Origin of the sequence: Paraburkholderia caballeronis (assembly GCF_900104845.1) — a bacterium.
GTDB lineage: Bacteria > Pseudomonadota > Gammaproteobacteria > Burkholderiales > Burkholderiaceae > Paraburkholderia > Paraburkholderia caballeronis.
In genome coordinates this window covers 806,802-823,418 of record NZ_FNSR01000001.1, presented here as the reverse complement: position 1 = coordinate 823,418, position 16,617 = coordinate 806,802, and the positions used below count along the sequence as shown (strand labels likewise).

Genomic DNA, 16,617 nt, shown 5'->3' with positions numbered 1-16,617 from the left:
TCAGGAACGGTAGTCCGCGTTGATGCTCACGTAGTCATGCGACAGATCGCACGTCCAGATGGTCGCCTGCGCGTCGCCGCGGCCGAGCAGCACGCGGATCGCGATCTCGCTTTTCTTCATCACGCGCTGGCCGTCTTCCTCGCGATAGTCGGGGTTGCGGCCGCCGGCCTTCGCAACCAGCACGTCGTCGAGATACAGGTCGATCTTGCCGACGTCGAGGTCGGCGACGCCCGCATAACCGATCGCCGCGAGAATGCGGCCGAGGTTCGGGTCCGACGCGTAGAACGCGGTCTTCACGAGCGGCGAGTGGCCGATCGCATACGCGATCTGGCGGCACTCGGCGACACTCGAACCGCCTTCGACCTGCACGGTGATGAACTTGGTCGCGCCTTCGCCGTCGCGGACGATCAGCTGCGACAGCGTCTGCGCGACTTCGGTGACCGCGTCGCGCAGCGCCGCATAGGCGGGCGAATCCGTCGACGTGATCGCCGGCAGGCTCGACTTGCCGGACGCGATCAGGATGAACGAGTCGTTCGTCGACGTGTCGCCGTCGATCGTGATGCAGTTGAACGAGCGGTCCGCGACGTGCTTCACGAGTTCGTCGAGCACCGGCTGCGCCACCGCCGCGTCGAACGCGAGGAAACCGAGCATCGTCGCCATGTTCGGCTTGATCATGCCCGCACCCTTGCTGATGCCGGTCAGCGTGACGGTGTGGCCGTCGATCGTCACCTTGCGCGACGCGGCCTTCGGCAGCGTATCGGTCGTCATGATCGACTGCGCGGCGTCGTACCAGTGCGCGGCCTCGCGGTTCGCGAGCGCGGCGGGCAGCCCGGCCTTCAGGCGGTCCATCGGCAGCGGTTCGAGAATCACGCCGGTCGAGAACGGCAGCACCTGGCCGGGTTCGATGCCCGCGAGGCGGGCCAGTTCGTCACAGGTTTCGCGCGCGTTCGCGAGGCCCGGCTCGCCGGTGCCGGCGTTCGCGTTGCCGGTGTTGATCACCAATGCGCGGATGCCCTTCCCGCCCGTGCGCACGCGTTCCAGATGCTCGCGGCACACGATGACCGGCGCCGCGCAGAAACGGTTCTGCGTGAACACGCCGGCGACGCTCGCGCCTTCATCGACGGAGATGACCAGCACGTCCTTGCGGTTCGGCTTGCGGATGTTGGCCTCGGCCCAGCCGAGCGTCACGCCGGCGACCGGATGAAGTTGTGCGGGTTCGATCGAGGGGAAGTTGACAGCCATGATGGCGACCTGTCGAAATGGCGATGCCGGCCTCGGCGTCTGTTCGCCTGGCCGGCATCGGGAGATCAAAACGCAAGGCCCGGGACGACCCCCGGGCCACCGGGATCAACGGCAACGCCGCATGACGCGGGGCTTCGCGGCATGGATCGCACGCCGCGGGCCGCACGTCACACGATCTTGCCGTGGCACTGCTTGTACTTCTTGCCGCTGCCGCACGGACACGGATCGTTGCGGCCGACGCGCGGCACGTCGCCCGCCGCTGCGCCCTGCGCGAGACCCTGATGCGCGCCGCGGCTCATCGCGTCGCCGACCATCGCCGCCGCGGCATCGGCCGCGACCGGCGCGGCTGCGGCCGCCGCCGCGCCCGCTTCGGCAAACTCCGCGTGACGGAATTCGACGTGCTCCACCAGCTGGCTGCCATGCTCCTCGATCTGCTCGGCGGCCTGCTCCAGTTGCTCCGGCGACTGGATCTGCACGTTCATCACGATGCGCGTGACTTCGTGCTTCACCGCGTCGAGCATCGCGGCGAACAGTTCGAACGCCTCGCGCTTGTATTCCTGCTTCGGGTTCTTCTGCGCGTAACCGCGCAGGTGGATGCCCTGGCGCAGATGGTCGAGCGCGGCAAGATGCTCGCGCCAGCTACGGTCGAGCGTCTGCAGCATCACCGAGCGTTCGAACGCGCTGAACGACTCGCGGCCGACCAGTTCGACCTTCTGCTCGTACCCCTCGTCGGCGGCGGCGAGCACCGCTTCGAGAATCTCGTCCGCGTCGATCGACTGCGACTCGTTGATCATCTCCTGAATCGCGAGGTCGAGCTGCCAGTCGTTGCGCAGCACTTCTTCGAGTTCGGGAACGTCCCACTGCTCCTCGATGCTGCCGGCCGGCACGAACTGCCGCACGAGGTCGGTGACCACGCCGTGGCGCATCGCGCCGATCGTCTCGTTGATGTCGTGCGCTTCGAGCAGTTCGTTGCGCTGCTGGTAGATCACTTTGCGCTGGTCGTTCGAGACGTCGTCGTATTCGAGCAGTTGCTTGCGGATGTCGAAGTTGCGCGCTTCGACCTTGCGCTGCGCCGACTCGATCGACCGCGTGACGATGCCCGCCTCGATCGCCTCGCCTTCCGGCATCTTCAGGCGTTCCATGATCGCGCGCACGCGGTCGCCGGCGAAGATGCGCAGCAGCGGGTCTTCGAGCGACAGGTAGAAGCGCGACGAACCCGGATCGCCCTGGCGGCCCGCACGGCCGCGCAACTGGTTGTCGATCCGGCGCGACTCGTGACGCTCGGTGCCGATGATGTGCAGGCCGCCCGCGGCCTTCACCTGATCGTGCAGCGTCTGCCATTCGTCGTGCAGCTGCTTGATGCGGCGGTCCTTCTCTTCCTGCGGAATCGACTCGTCCGCCTCGATGAACGCCGCCTGCTTCTCCGCATTGCCGCCGAGCACGATGTCGGTGCCGCGACCGGCCATGTTGGTCGCGATCGTGATGCGCTGCGGCCGGCCCGCTTCCGCGACGATCGCCGCTTCGCGCTCGTGCTGCTTCGCGTTCAGCACTTCGTGCGACAGCCCGGCCTTCGTCAGCAGGGTCGACAGCACTTCGGAATTCTCGATCGACGTCGTGCCGACCAGCACCGGCTGGCCGCGCTCGAAGCATTCGCGGATGTCGCGGATCACCGCGTCGTAGCGCTCCTTCGCGGTCTTGTAGATCTGGTCCTGCTTGTCGATCCGCTTCGGCGGCCGGTTGGTCGGGATCACGACCGTTTCGAGGCCGTAGATCTCGTTGAATTCGTATGCTTCGGTGTCCGCGGTGCCGGTCATGCCGGACAGCTTCGCGTACATCCGGAAGTAGTTCTGGAACGTGATCGACGCGAGCGTCTGGTTCTCGCTCTGGATCTTCACGTGCTCCTTCGCCTCGACCGCCTGGTGCAGCCCTTCGGACCAGCGGCGGCCCGGCATCAGACGCCCGGTGAACTCGTCGACGATGATCACTTCGCCGTTCTGCACGACGTAGTGCTGGTCGCGATAGAACAGCGTGTGCGCGCGCAGCGCCGCGTACACGTGGTGCATCAGCGTGATGTTCTGCGGCGCGTACAGGCTCTCGCCCGGACCGATCAGCCCCCACTCGGCGAGCATCCGCTCGGCCTTCTCGTGGCCCGATTCGGTCAGGAACACCTGGCGCGCCTTCTCGTCCAGCGTGTAGTCGCCCGGCTTCTCCACGCCGGTGCCGTCCGCCTTCTCTTCGCCGATCTGGCGTTCGAGCAGCGGCGGCAGCGCGTTCATCCGCACGTAGAGTTCGGTGTGATCCTCGGCCTGGCCGGAGATGATCAGCGGCGTGCGCGCTTCGTCGATCAGGATCGAGTCCACCTCGTCCACCACCGCGAAGTTCAGCGCGCGCTGCACGCGGGCTTCGGTCTCGTAGACCATGTTGTCGCGCAGGTAGTCGAAGCCGAACTCGTTGTTCGTGCCGTACGTGATGTCCGCCGCGTACGCCTGCTGCTTCGTCGCGTGATCCATCTGCGACAGGTTGATGCCGACCGTCAGACCGAGGAAGTTGTAGAGACGCCCCATCCACTCGGCGTCGCGCTGCGCGAGATAGTCGTTGACCGTCACGACGTGCACGCCGCGCCCGGACAGCGCATTCAGATACGCGGCGAGCGTCGCGACCAGCGTCTTGCCTTCGCCGGTGCGCATTTCGGCGATCTTGCCGTAATGCAGCACCATGCCGCCGATCAGCTGCACGTCGAAGTGCCGCATCTTCAGCACCCGGCGGCTCGCCTCGCGGCAGACCGCGAACGCCTCGGGCAGCAGCTCGTCGAGCGACGTGCCGCGCGCGACGCGCTCGCGGAACTCGGCGGTCTTCGCGCGCAACTGCTCGTCCGTGTACTGCTCGACCTGCGGCTCAAGCGCATTGATTGCCGCGACGGTCTTTTGATACTGCTTGATCAGGCGCTGGTTGCGGCTGCCAAAGATTTTCTGTAGGAAACCGGTGGTCATCGGATCGGTCTGCGTCGCGGCTTCAGCCGGGCTCCTGCATCATGCACCCGGATCGGAAGGACCTCGGCGGCTAAAGTCCAAAATAGGTGGATTCGAATCGGGCATTTTAGCACGCGCCCCCGTGCCCGCTTGTGTCGGCGCCGGGGGACGCCGGCTACCCGCCGGCTGCCGTCACACGGCCCGATGCGCGCGGCGGCGCGTTCTCGCAGCCGGCCCGCGGGCTACAATGGCGGCACGTCCGCGCGCGCTGCGCGGCGCCCAACATTTGATGACATGAGCCGATTCTCGCCGTTTTCAAGGTCGCCTTCCAAACGGTTCGCGCAGCCGGTCGCCGAAGTGCTGGGCCGCGCCGACGCGTTCGCGCCGCTGCGCGCCGGCGTCGAGCAGATCGCGGCGATGGAGCGCGACCTCGCGCAACTGCTGCCGGACTATCTCGCGACGAGCGTCGAGCCGGGGTTCATCAAGGACGGCACGCTGGTGCTGTTCGCCGCGCACAACGCACTGGCCGCGCGGCTGCGCCATCTGGAGCCGCGGCTCGTGACCGACCTGCAGGCGCGCGGCTGGGCGCTGAACGCGCTGCGCATCCGCGTGCGGCCGCAGTCGGTCAAGGAACCGCCGCAGCCGAAGCAGGCGCGGATGACGCCGGCCGGCGCCGTCGCGCTGCACGAACTGAGCGAAACGCTGCCGCCGTCGCCGCTGCAACAGGCGCTCGCGAAGATGGCGGCCCGCCATCTGAAACGAAGCTGACCGAACGAATCCGCGAACACGCGCCCGCCTCCGGCCTGGCAAGCCCGGAATTCGTGCGAACGATGCGTGGAGGGACTGTGGCGCGCGAAGCCGCCATGACGGCTTCGCGCCAAAGGAAGGAAAAACTCAGGCGAACGCGGTTTGCGCGTCGTAGCCGAACCCGCGCGGCGCGGCCTGCGGGTCTTCGAACGTGACGATCTCGTACGCGTCCTCGTGCGCGAGCAGTTCACGCAGCAACGCGTTGTTCAGGCCGTGGCCCGACTTGTACGCGGTGTACGACGCGAGCAGCGGATGACCGACCACGTACAGGTCGCCGATCGCGTCGAGCATCTTGTGCTTCACGAACTCGTCGTCGTAGCGCAGCCCGTCGTTGTTCAGGATCCGGTATTCGTCGAGCACGATCGCGTTGTCCATGCTGCCGCCGCGCGCGAGCCCGAGTTCGCGCATCATCTCGACCTCATGCGCGAAGCCGAACGTGCGCGCGCGAGCGATTTCGCGCACATACGACGTGTTCGCGAAATCGACTTCGAGCGCCTGGCCGGTCTTGTCGACGGCCGGATGACGAAAGTCGATCGTAAACTTCAGCTTGAAGCCGAAATACGGATCGAGCCGCGCGAACTTGTCGCCGTCGCGGATTTCGACCGGCTTCTTCACCTTGATGAACTTCTTCGGCGCGTTCTGCTGCTCGATGCCGGCCGACTGGATCAGGAACACGAACGACGCCGCGCTCCCGTCCATGATCGGAATTTCCTCGGCGGTCACGTCGACGTACAGATTGTCGACGCCGAGGCCCGCGCACGCGGACATCAGGTGCTCGACCGTCGATACGCGTGCGCCGTCCTTCTGCAGCACCGAAGCGAGCCGCGTGTCGCCGATCGCCATCGCGTTTGCGGGGATGTCCACCGGCGTCGGCAGGTCCACGCGCGAAAACACGATGCCCGTGTCCGGCGCCGCCGGACGGAGCGTCAGTTCGACCTTGCGCCCCGAGTGCAGGCCGATGCCGACTGTCTTGACGATCGATTTAATGGTGCGCTGCTTCAACATGTTCTTTCGCTCATTGAAAATCCCAATCGGGACTTTTTAATTCATAGCGCGAATTATACTTCAGATGGACGTCATCCGCTGTTGCGCGCCGCGTGACAATCTGTTTCCCGTTGTTACGCAGCGCCGGCGGATGGCGGGCCGACCTTCGGAACGGAGGCGTTTCCGGCGATCGGCCCGCGTAACGGCCCGTCACATTTGCGTCATCGACCGCGTTGCGCGACGGCAACGTCGGCTTCCGGGCGCGCGTGACTAGCTCAACGTAGCGAGGATGCTCGCCGCATCGCTGACTTCGAACTTGCCGGGCGCCTCGACGTTCAGCGTCTTGACCACGCCGTCGTCGATCACCATCGCGTAGCGCTGGGAACGGATTCCCATGCCGCGCGCCGACAGATCCTGATCCAGACCGAGTGCCCGGGTGAAAGCCGCACTGCCGTCCGCGATCATGCGCACCTTGCCCGAGGTGTGCTGATCGCGCCCCCACGCGCCCATCACGAACGCGTCGTTGACGGACACGCACCAGATCTCGTCGATGCCGGCCGCGCGCAATGCGTCGGCCTTCTCGACATAACCCGGCACGTGCTTCGCCGAACAGGTCGGCGTGAATGCGCCGGGCAATCCGAAGATCGCCACGCGCCGCCCCGCCGTCTGCTCGCGCACGCTGAAGCTCGTCGGCCCCACCGTGCAGCCCTCCGCCGGCTCTTCGACATACTCGAAAAGCGTCGCGTCGGGCAGCTTTTCACCCACTTTGATCATCGCTCGTCCTTCACATCGATGCGGGACATTCCGCACCCGTCATCATCGCGCGTTTCGCGCGCTCGCGTTGGCCGGCGCATTTCAGGGCGACACGGACCCGTCGCCGCTCACCGGAGCGAAGCGGGCAGTTGTCCGTTCCGCGTGGCGGCCGAAACCCGACCGGGACGCGGCATTGCCGTCCGAAACGACACCTCAGCACGACGCGCGAACGCCGTCCGTCTGCGGGCGCACGAACCGCCGTCCGCGCCGCAGCCAGACCCGCGTCGCGCTCAGTCCGCCTGCTTGCGCAGGAACGCCGGGATGTCGTACGTATCGACGCCCTTCTCCTGCAGCGCCTGCACGTGCGACGCCGCCGTGTCGCGCGACGTGCGCCACACCGCCGGCGTATCGAGCGCGCCGTAGTCGGCGGCCTGTTGCGGCGCGTACGACTGCTGCATCGTCGAGACCGGATGGTTGTCGGTGCCGGTGCGCAGCAGCGTCATCGGCGCCGACTGCTGTTTCTTCGCCGCGCGGCCGAGGCCCGTCGCGACGACCGTCACGCGCAGCGCGTCGCCCATCGCGTCGTCGTACACGGCGCCGAAAATCACGGTCGCGTCGTCGGCCGCATAGCTCTTGATCGTGTTCATCACTTCGCGCGTTTCGGACAGCCGCAGCGAACGGCTCGACGTGATGTTCACGAGCACGCCGCGCGCGCCCGACAGATCGACGCCTTCGAGCAGCGGGCTCGCGACCGCCTGCTCGGCGGCGAGACGCGCGCGATCGACGCCGGCGACCGTCGCCGTGCCCATCATCGCCTTGCCCTGCTCGCCCATCACCGTCTTCACGTCTTCGAAGTCGACGTTCACGAGGCCATCGACGTTGATGATTTCAGCGATGCCCGCGACCGCGTTGTTCAGCACGTCGTCGGCACACTGGAAGCACTTGTCCATCTCGGCGTCGTCGCCCATCACCTCGAACAGCTTGTCGTTCAGCACGACGATCAGCGAGTCGACGTGATCCTCCAGTTGCTGCGAACCGGCTTCCGCGACGCGCATGCGCTTGCCGCCTTCGAACTCGAACGGCTTGCTGACCACCCCGACGGTCAGAATGCCCATTTCCTTCGCGATCTGCGCGACGACCGGCGCGGCGCCGGTGCCGGTGCCGCCGCCCATGCCGGCGGTGATGAACACCATGTGCGCGCCGCGCAGCGCGTCGGCGATGCGTTCGCGCGCCTCCTCCGCTGCCGCGCGGCCCATCTCCGGCTTCGCGCCGGCGCCGAGGCCGGTGTTGCCGAGCTGGATCACCGCCGATGCGCGCGAGCGCGATAGCGCCTGCGCATCGGTGTTCATCACGATGAAGTCGACGCCCTGCACGCCGCGATTGATCATGTGCTGCACGGCATTGCCGCCAGCGCCTCCAACACCCACCACCTTGATGATGGTGCCGTTGGTTTCCGTTTCCAGCATCTGGAATTCCATATTGCCTCCGTCAAGAATAAAGTTGCTGCCTATCGGCTGTTATCCGGCGAGAGATCGGGCAACCTCCCGTCGCGCGCCGGCCGCCGACACCCGCGCGTGTTTCGAAATCGTTCCGTGCGATCAGAAGTTGCCGAGGAACCAGTCTTTCATCCGCGTGAAGACCTGCCCCATCGACCCCGACTGCACCGCAACCTTGCGCCCGCGCATCCGCTGCGAGCGTCCTTCGACGAGCAGCCCCATCGCCGTCGAGTAGCGCGGATTGCGCACCACGTCGGCGAGACCGCCCGCATACTCCGGCACGCCGATGCGCACCGGCTTCAAAAAGATGTCCTCGCCGAGTTCGACCATGCCCGGCATCATCGCCGCGCCGCCGGTCAGCACCACGCCCGAACTCAGCAGTTCCTCGTAACCCGACTCGCGCACCACCTGCTGCACGAGCGAGAACAGCTCCTCGACGCGCGGCTCGATCACCGCCGCGAGCGCCTGCCGCGACAGCGTGCGCGGACCGCGCTCCCCGAGTCCCGGCACTTCGATCATTTCGTCCGGGTCCGCAAGCGCCTGCTTCGCGATCCCGTAGCTGACCTTGATGTCCTCCGCGTCCGGCGTCGGCGTGCGCAGCGCCATCGCGATGTCGCTCGTCACCTGGTCGCCGGCGATCGGAATCACCGCGGTATGGCGGATCGCGCCTTCGCTGAAGATCGCGATGTCGGTCGTGCCGCCGCCGACGTCCACCAGCACGACGCCCAGTTCCTTCTCGTCGTCGGTCAGCACCGCGAGCGACGACGCGAGCGGCTGCAGGATCAGGTCGTTCACTTCGAGCCCGCAGCGCCGCACGCACTTCACGATGTTCTGCGCGGCGCTCACCGCGCCGGTCACGATGTGCACCTTCACTTCGAGGCGGATCCCGCTCATCCCGATCGGCTCGCGCACGTCCTCCTGGCCGTCGATGATGAATTCCTGCGTGAGGATGTGCAGCACCTGCTGGTCGGTCGGAATGTTGATCGCCTTCGCGGTCTCGATCACGCGCGCGACGTCCGCCTGCGTGACCTCCTTTTCCTTGATCGCGACCATTCCGCTCGAATTGAAGCTGCGGATGTGGCTGCCCGCTATTCCCGTGAACACGTTCGTGATCTTGCAGTCGGCCATCAGCTCCGCTTCTTCGAGCGCGCGCTGAATGGACTGCACCGTGGCCTCGATGTTCACCACGACGCCTTTCTTGAGCCCCTTCGATTCGCTCTGGCCGAGACCGATCACCTCGTAGTGGCCCTCGCCTTTCAGTTCGGCGACGACGGCCACCACCTTCGACGTCCCGATGTCGAGGGCGACCAGCAGATCCTTGTAGTCTTTACTCATAGCGTGCTCGTTGCGTGTGATGTCCTGTTACTTCTTGCCCTGATTGGGATCGCTGATGAAGCGCATGCCCGCGGCACGAATCGCGAAGCCGTTCGGATAGCGCAGGTCCGCATACTCGATGTCGTTCCCCCAGCGTTGCGTGACCGCCGACCACGCGGCCGTCAGCCGCCGCGCGCGATCGGACAGCGTGTCGCTGTTGCGCTCGCGGCCCAGTTCGACCTGCGTGCCGTTCGACAGCTTCACTGTCCACGCATAACGCGGCGACAGCGTGACTTCTTCCGGCGACGCGCCGGTCGGCGCGAACCACTTCCTGAAGTCGCGATAACGCGCGACGACTTCCTTCGCGGTGCCGTCCGGCCCGTCGAACGCGGGCAGGTCCTCGTCCAGTTCGCCCTGGTTCGCGGTGAACAGTTCGCCGTCGACGCTGACCAGTTGATCGCTGCCCCACGTGCCGAGCGGCTGGTATTCCTCCAGCGTCACCGCGAGCGCGTTCGGCCAGACCCGCCGCACGCTCGCGTGACGCACCCACGGCATCTGCTCGAACGCCTGGCGCGCGGCGTCCAGATCGACGGTGAAGAAGTTGCCCTTCAGGCGGCCGACCACGCTCGCGCGCACGGTCGGCGCGTTGATGTGCTCGGTGTCGCCTTCGATACGGATCTCGCGCAGCGCGAAGTTCGGACGCTGCACGAGCCAGTAGCAGCCGGCCGCCAGCAGCGCGAGCACGAGCAGCGCGTGCAGGGCACTCGCGGCAAGGTTCAGCTGGCGTACGTTGTTCCACATGTCGGTTCTTGCGTCAAAGGGCGTATCTGCGATTCGTCATTGATCCGTGTCCGTCAGCGTCAGCGACAGCACCGCCACGACCAGGTCCCGATAGCTGATGCCGACCGCGCGCGCCGCCTTCGGCGGCAGCGAGTGGTCGGTCATCCCCGGCGCGGTATTCACTTCGAGGAAATACGGCTTGCCGTCGGCGTCCAGCATGAAGTCCGCGCGGCCCCAGTCGGTGCAGCCGAGCACGTCGAACGCGCGGCGCGCGAGCTTCTTCAGGTTCGCCTCGACGTCCGGCGCGACGCCGCACGGAATCAGGTACTGCGTCGTGTCGAGGATGTACTTCGCGTCGTAGTCGTAGAACTCGCCCGCCGGCACGATCTTGATGAGCGGCAGGTCGAGGTCGCCGGCAACGCATGCGGTGTATTCGCCGCCGCCCTCGATGCTCTTCTCCGCCAGCACGATCGAGTCGAACTGCGCGGCCTTCGCGAGCGCGGCCGGCAGTTCGGCCGCGGTCTTCACCTTGATGACCGCGACGCTCGACCCTTCGCTCGCCGGCTTCACGAACAGCGGCAGGCCGAGCTTCGCGACGATGTCCGCCGCGCGCGCGGCGTAGTCGTCGCCGCGCAGCACCGTTTCGAACGGCGGCGTCGGAATGCCGAGCTGCTGCCAGATCAGCTTCGTGCGGAACTTGTCGAGCCCGAGCGCGGAGCCGAGCACGCCGCTGCCCGTATAACGGATGCCGTAGAAATCCAGCGCGCCCTGGATCTGGCCGTTCTCGCCGTAACCGCCGTGCAGCGCGTTGAACGCGCGCACGAAACCCTCGTCCTTCAACGCGGCGAGCGGCCGCTCGGCCGGATCGAACGGATGCGCGTCGATGCCCGCCTCGCGCAGCCCCTGCACCACGAGCCTGCCGGAATTGAGCGACACCTCGCGCTCGGCGGACACGCCGCCGAGCAACACCGCCACCTTGCCGAACCGCTTCGGATCGATACCGCTCATCTCGCTCACACCTTCTGTTCCTGCGCGATCCGGCCCGGCACGCCGCCGATCGAACCCGCGCCCATCGTGATCACCACATCGCCCGCGCGCACCACCGCCGCGAGCGCCTCCGGCATTTCATCCACCGTGTCGACGAAGACCGGCTCCACCTTGCCCGCGACGCGGATCGCGCGCGCGAGCGCACGTCCGTCCGCCGCGACGATCGGCGCTTCGCCCGCCGCATACACGTCGGTCAGCACCAGCGCGTCGACCGTCGACAGCACCCTCACGAAATCCTCGAAGCAGTCGCGCGTGCGCGTGAAGCGGTGCGGCTGGAACGCGAGCACCAGCCGCCGCTCCGGAAACGCGCCGCGCGCGGCCGCGATCGTCGCGGCCATCTCGACCGGGTGATGCCCGTAATCGTCGATCAGCGTGTAGCTGCCGCCGCTCGCGGCGGCAATCTCGCCGTAACGCTGGAAGCGCCGGCCGACGCCGTTGAAATCCGCGAGCGCCCGCTGGATATCGGCATCCTTCACTTCGAGTTCAGTCGCGATCGCGATCGCCGCGAGCGCGTTCTGCACGTTGTGCGTGCCGGGCAGGTTCAGCACCACGTCGAGCGGCGGCGCGTCCTCGCGCATCGCCGTGAAATGCATCTGGCCGCCGCGCGCGACGACGTTCACCGCGCGCACCTGCGCGTCCGGCGCGAAGCCGTAGCGGATGATCGGCTTCGACACGAACGGCAGGATCTCCTTCACGTTCGGGTCGTCCACGCACAGCACCGCGATCCCGTAGAACGGCAGACGGTGCGTGAACTCGATGAACGCCTGCTTGAGCCGCGCGAAGTCGTGGCCGTAGGTGTCCATGTGATCGGCGTCGATGTTCGTGATGACTTCGATCACCGGGAAAAGGTTGAGGAACGACGCGTCCGATTCGTCCGCTTCCGCGACGATGAAGTCGCCGGTGCCGAGCCGCGCGTTCGCGCCCGCGCTGATCAGCCGCCCGCCGATCACGAAGGTCGGATCGAGGCCGCCGGCCGCGAGCACGCTCGCGACGAGCGACGTGGTCGTGGTCTTGCCGTGGGTGCCGGCGATCGCGATGCCCTGCTTCAGCCGCATCAGTTCCGCGAGCATCACCGCGCGCGGCACGATCGGGACGCGCCGATGGCGCGCGGCAAGCACTTCCGGGTTGTCGCTGCGCACCGCGGTCGATACGACCACGGCGTCCGCGCCTTCGATGTTCTCTTCGCTGTGGCCGATCGCGATGCGCGCGCCGAGTTCGGCGAGCCGGTCGGTGACCGCGCCGCGCGAAAGATCCGAGCCGCTCACCTGGTAGCCGAGATTCACGAGCACTTCGGCGATGCCGCTCATGCCCGCGCCGCCGATGCCGACGAAATGGATGTGTTTGACGATGTGTTTCATGGCTTTCCTCCGTCGCTCGCGCCCGCGACGACTGCACAGATGCGTGCGACCTGGTCGGCGGCGTCGGGTTTCGCGAGCGAACGCGCACGCTCCGCCATCGCGGCGAGCGTGTCGCGTGTCTGTTCGCGCAGCCAGCCGGCGAGCTTTTCCGCCGACAGGTCGCGTTGTTGTATGACCAGCGCCGCGCCTTCGTCGGACAGGAACGCGGCGTTGGTGGTCTGGTGATCGTCCACGGCGAACGGGAACGGCACGAAGCACGCGGCGACGCCGACCGCCGCGATCTCCGCGACCGTCATCGCGCCGGAGCGGCAGATCACGACGTCCGCGTCGCGATACGCAGCGGCCATGTCGTCGATGAACGGCAGCAGCTCGACGCCGTCGCCGGGCGTGAGCCCCGCGTCGACGTAGTTCGCGCGCAGTGCGTCGATGTGCTTCGCGCCGGCCTGATGCACGACGCGCGGCCGCTCATCCGGCGCGAGCAGCGCGAGCGCGCGCGGCACCACTTCGTTCAACGCGGCCGCGCCAAGGCTGCCGCCGACGACGAGCAGCCGCAGCGGGCCGCTGCGCGACGCGTAACGCGCGGCCGGCGCTTCGACGTGTTCGAGTTCCTCGCGGATCGGATTGCCGGTCCATTCGGCGTGCGGCAACGCGCCCGGGAACGCGACGAGCACGCGCTTCGCGAGTTTCGCGAGCACCTTGTTCGCGAGCCCGGCGATCGAATTCTGTTCGTGCAGCACCAGCGGACGGCCGGACAACGCGCTCATCACGCCGGCCGGGAACGTGATGTAGCCGCCCATGCCGAGCACGACGTCCGGCTTCACGCGGCGCAGCGCCGCGAGGCTCTGCGTGCACGCGCGCAGCAGGTTCAGCGGCAGCATCAGCTTCGTTTTCACGCCCTTGCCGCGCACGCCGCCGAAACGCACGTATTCCATCGGAATGCCGTGCTTCGGCACGAGCGTCGCTTCCATGCCGGCCGGATTGCCGAGCCACACGACGCGCCAGCCCCACGCCTGCATCCGGTGCGCGACCGCGAGCCCGGGGAACACGTGTCCCCCGGTGCCGCCGGCCATCACCATCAGCGTGCGCGGTGCGGTCATACCTTGCCTCCGCGCATCAGCACCCGGTTTTCATAGTCGACCCGCATCAGCACCGCCAGCGCGATGCAGTTCAGCAGAATCCCCGACCCGCCGTAACTGACGAGCGGCAGCGTGAGGCCCTTCGTCGGCAGCAGGCCGAGGTTCACGCCCATGTTGATGAACGCCTGCGCGCCGAACCACACGCCGAGCCCTTTCGCGACGAGCCCCGCGAACGTGCGGTCGAGCGCGAGCGCCTGGCGGCCGATCTCGAACGCGCGCCGCACGATCCAGTAGAACAGCAGGATCACGACCATCACGCCGACGAACCCGAGTTCCTCGCCGATCACCGCGAGGATGAAGTCGGTGTGCGCTTCCGGCAGATAGTTCAGCTTCTCGACGCTGCCGCCGAGCCCGACGCCGAACCACTCGCCGCGCCCGAACGCGATCAGCGAGTGCGTCAGTTGATACGCCTTGCCCTGCGCGTAGCGGTCGTCCCACGGATCGAGGTACGCGAAGATCCGCTCGCGCCGCCACGGCGACAGCCACACCAGCATCGTGAACGTGCCGACCGCCGTCGCGACCAGCCCGCCGAACAGCTTGCCGTTCACGCCGCCGAGGAACAGCACGCCCATCGCGGTCGCGGCGATCACCATGAACGCGCCCATGTCCGGTTCGAGCAGCAGCAGCATCCCGACCACGCCGACCGCGAACGCCATCGGCAAAAAGCCCTTCGCGAAGCTGTGCATGTACTCCTGCTTGCGCACGGTGTAGTTCGCCGCGTAGATCGTCACCGCGAGCTTCATGATCTCGGACGGCTGCATGTTCGTGATGCCGAGCGGAATCCAGCGGCGCGCGCCGTTCACGCCCTTGCCGATGTGCGGGATCAGCACGACGACGAGCGCGACGAGCGCGATCAGGAAGAACTTCGGCGCATAGCGGTCCCACGTCGAAACCGGAATCCGGAACGCGACGAGCGCGGCCACCGAGCCGATCGCGACGGACACCAGATGCCGCACGAGGAACGCATAGTCGTGATACGACGCGTACTTCGGCGAGTCCGGCATCGCGATCGACGCGGAGTACACCATCACGACGCCGAGCCCCATCAACGCGATCGCGGCCCACAGCAGCGAATGGTCGTAGTCGAGCATCCGCGAGCGCGCGGGGCGCACGCCGTTGACGGCGCTCGACAGGCCGCCGCCGCGCGCGGCCGTCGCCGCACCACCACCGCTGCCGTTCTCGCGCGCGACGCGCATGCCGAACCGTTCGGACCAGCTCATATCATCGTCCCCCGTTCCGCGGCGATCTCCTCGACGGTGCCGTGAAACACCGCCGCGCGATGCGCGTAGTTCCTGAACATGTCGAGACTCGCGCACGCCGGCGACAGCAGCACGACGTCGCCCGGCTGCGCGAGCGCGGTCGCCGCGCGCGTCGCGGCTTCGAGCGTCGGCTGGTCGTCGAGCGGGATGCCGGTCGATTCGAGCGCGGCGCGGATGCGCGGCGCGTCGCGGCCGATCAGCATCACCGCGCGGCACCAGCGCGCGACCGGCGCGGCGAGCGGCTCGAAGTCCTGCCCCTTGCCGTCGCCGCCCGCGATCAGCACCGCGCGCTGCGCGAGGCCGTCGAGCGCGGCGACCGTCGCGCCGACGTTGGTGCCCTTGCTGTCGTCCACGTAGTCGATCCCGTCGATCGACGCGATCAGCTCGACGCGATGCGGCTCGCCGCGGTACTCGCGCAGCGCGTGCAACAGCGGCGCGGCCGGCAGATCGATCGCGCGCGCGAGCGCGAACGCGGCCAGCGCGTTCGCCGCGTTGTGCAGCCCGCGAATGCGCAGCGCGTCGGCCGGCATCAGCCGCTTCAGGCCGAGATTCACCGGCGCGGCCGCTTCCTGCCTGCGGCGGCGCGGCGACACCGGCTCGTCGCTCGCGTCGAGGTCGTGCGCTTCGACGAGCCACAGCATGCCGTTGTCGCGCAGCAGACCGTAGTCGCCGGCGCGCTGCGGCTCGTCGAGGCCGAACGTGACCGTGCGCGCGCCGTCCGCGGAGGACCCGAGCTTCATCACGCGCGCGTCGTCGCGGTTCAGCACGCGCGTCGTCCGCGCGCCGAAGATGCGGCCCTTCGCGGCCGCATACGCATCGAGCCCGCCGTGCCAGTCGAGGTGGTCCTGCGTGATGTTCAGGATCGCGGCCGCGTCGGGGGCAAACGTATGCGCGGTCTCAAGCTGGAAGCTCGACAGTTCCAGCACCCACACGTCCGGCAGCGCCGTGTTGTCGATCGCCTCGGTCAGCTTGTCGAGCACGGCCGGGCTGATGTTGCCCGCGACCGCGACGCGCTTGCCCGCGCGCTCGCACAGCATGCCGGTCAGGCTCGTCGTCGTGGTCTTGCCGTTGGTGCCGGTGATCGCGAGCACCTTCGGCGCGTAGCCGTTTTCGCCGAGCGAGCGCAGCGCCTGCGCGAAGAACTCCAGTTCGCCCCACACGTCGATGCCCTGCTCGCGCGCGGCGGTGATCAGCGGCAGCAGGTCGGCCGCGAGCGGCGACAGCCCCGGACTGATCGCGACCAGTTCGACGCCTGCGAGCAGCGCGGTCGAGAACGGGCCGCCGACGAAGTCCGCGTCGACGCCGTGCACCGCGAGCTGCGGCAGGTTCGGCGGCGCCTCGCGCGTGTCGGCGATGCGCAGGCGGCAACCATGCCGCGCGCACCAGCGCGCCATCGCGAGGCCCGATTCACCGAGCCCCAGCACGAGCACCATCGGCTTTTGCCGATCCCGAAACTTCTCGCCAAACATCGC

Annotated in this window: 13 protein-coding genes; 1 reads left to right on the top strand and 12 read right to left on the bottom strand. The window is 67.6% G+C overall.

Going from position 1 to position 16,617, the window contains the following annotated elements:
- Together argJ and secA are read right to left on the bottom strand one after the other, a co-directional pair.
- Complete coding sequence (argJ, locus tag BLV92_RS03605; protein WP_090542310.1) at window positions 1-1,242, bottom strand: bifunctional glutamate N-acetyltransferase/amino-acid acetyltransferase ArgJ; 1,242 nt, start codon at window positions 1,240-1,242, stop codon at window positions 1-3.
- A gap of 167 nt (window positions 1,243-1,409) precedes the next feature.
- Window positions 1,410-4,232: a preprotein translocase subunit SecA gene (gene secA / locus BLV92_RS03600; RefSeq protein WP_090542308.1), complete on the bottom strand. Its 2,823-nt coding sequence runs from the start codon at window positions 4,230-4,232 to the stop codon at window positions 1,410-1,412.
- 273 nt (window positions 4,233-4,505) lie between these two features.
- Between secA and BLV92_RS03595 the strand changes: the two genes are divergently transcribed.
- Window positions 4,506-4,979 (top strand): DciA family protein, encoded by a 474-nt coding sequence (locus BLV92_RS03595; protein WP_090542306.1) that lies wholly within the window; start codon window positions 4,506-4,508, stop codon window positions 4,977-4,979.
- 126 nt (window positions 4,980-5,105) lie between these two features.
- Here BLV92_RS03595 and lpxC read toward each other — a convergent pair whose 3' ends face one another.
- The 10 genes from lpxC to murD form a co-directional block, all read right to left on the bottom strand.
- Window positions 5,106-6,023 carry a UDP-3-O-acyl-N-acetylglucosamine deacetylase gene (gene lpxC, locus BLV92_RS03590; protein ID WP_090542304.1) on the bottom strand — a complete coding sequence of 306 codons (918 nt, stop codon included), beginning with the start codon at window positions 6,021-6,023 and terminating at the stop codon, window positions 5,106-5,108.
- A gap of 249 nt (window positions 6,024-6,272) precedes the next feature.
- Entirely contained in the window at window positions 6,273-6,776 is a 504-nt protein-coding gene (locus BLV92_RS03585) for a peroxiredoxin (protein WP_090542302.1), read from the bottom strand.
- 269 nt (window positions 6,777-7,045) lie between these two features.
- Window positions 7,046-8,233, bottom strand: a complete 1,188-nt coding sequence (ftsZ, locus tag BLV92_RS03580) for a cell division protein FtsZ (RefSeq protein WP_090542300.1) — start codon at window positions 8,231-8,233, stop codon at window positions 7,046-7,048.
- Between the two features lie 120 nt (window positions 8,234-8,353).
- Window positions 8,354-9,586: a cell division protein FtsA gene (gene ftsA / locus BLV92_RS03575; protein WP_090542297.1), complete on the bottom strand. Its 1,233-nt coding sequence runs from the start codon at window positions 9,584-9,586 to the stop codon at window positions 8,354-8,356.
- A 27-nt stretch (window positions 9,587-9,613) separates the two neighbouring features.
- Window positions 9,614-10,366 (bottom strand): cell division protein FtsQ/DivIB, encoded by a 753-nt coding sequence (locus BLV92_RS03570; RefSeq protein ID WP_090542295.1) that lies wholly within the window; start codon window positions 10,364-10,366, stop codon window positions 9,614-9,616.
- Window positions 10,367-10,402: 36 nt separating this feature from the next.
- Window positions 10,403-11,353, bottom strand: coding sequence for a D-alanine--D-alanine ligase (locus tag BLV92_RS03565; protein WP_090546802.1), 951 nt, complete (start codon window positions 11,351-11,353; stop codon window positions 10,403-10,405).
- Window positions 11,354-11,358: 5 nt separating this feature from the next.
- Complete coding sequence (murC, locus tag BLV92_RS03560) at window positions 11,359-12,750, bottom strand: UDP-N-acetylmuramate--L-alanine ligase (RefSeq protein ID WP_090542293.1); 1,392 nt, start codon at window positions 12,748-12,750, stop codon at window positions 11,359-11,361.
- A complete protein-coding gene (murG, locus tag BLV92_RS03555; RefSeq protein WP_090542291.1) occupies window positions 12,747-13,847 on the bottom strand; it encodes an undecaprenyldiphospho-muramoylpentapeptide beta-N-acetylglucosaminyltransferase in 1,101 nt (366 codons plus the stop codon). Before murG ends, murC begins: the two co-directional genes overlap by 4 nt.
- Entirely contained in the window at window positions 13,844-15,106 is a 1,263-nt protein-coding gene (gene ftsW / locus BLV92_RS03550; RefSeq protein ID WP_090542289.1) for a putative lipid II flippase FtsW, read from the bottom strand. The genes murG and ftsW overlap by 4 nt, the downstream gene beginning before the upstream one ends.
- Window positions 15,103-16,614: a UDP-N-acetylmuramoyl-L-alanine--D-glutamate ligase gene (gene murD / locus BLV92_RS03545; protein ID WP_090542287.1), complete on the bottom strand. Its 1,512-nt coding sequence runs from the start codon at window positions 16,612-16,614 to the stop codon at window positions 15,103-15,105. Before murD ends, ftsW begins: the two co-directional genes overlap by 4 nt.
- Window positions 16,615-16,617: the final 3 nt, after the last annotated feature.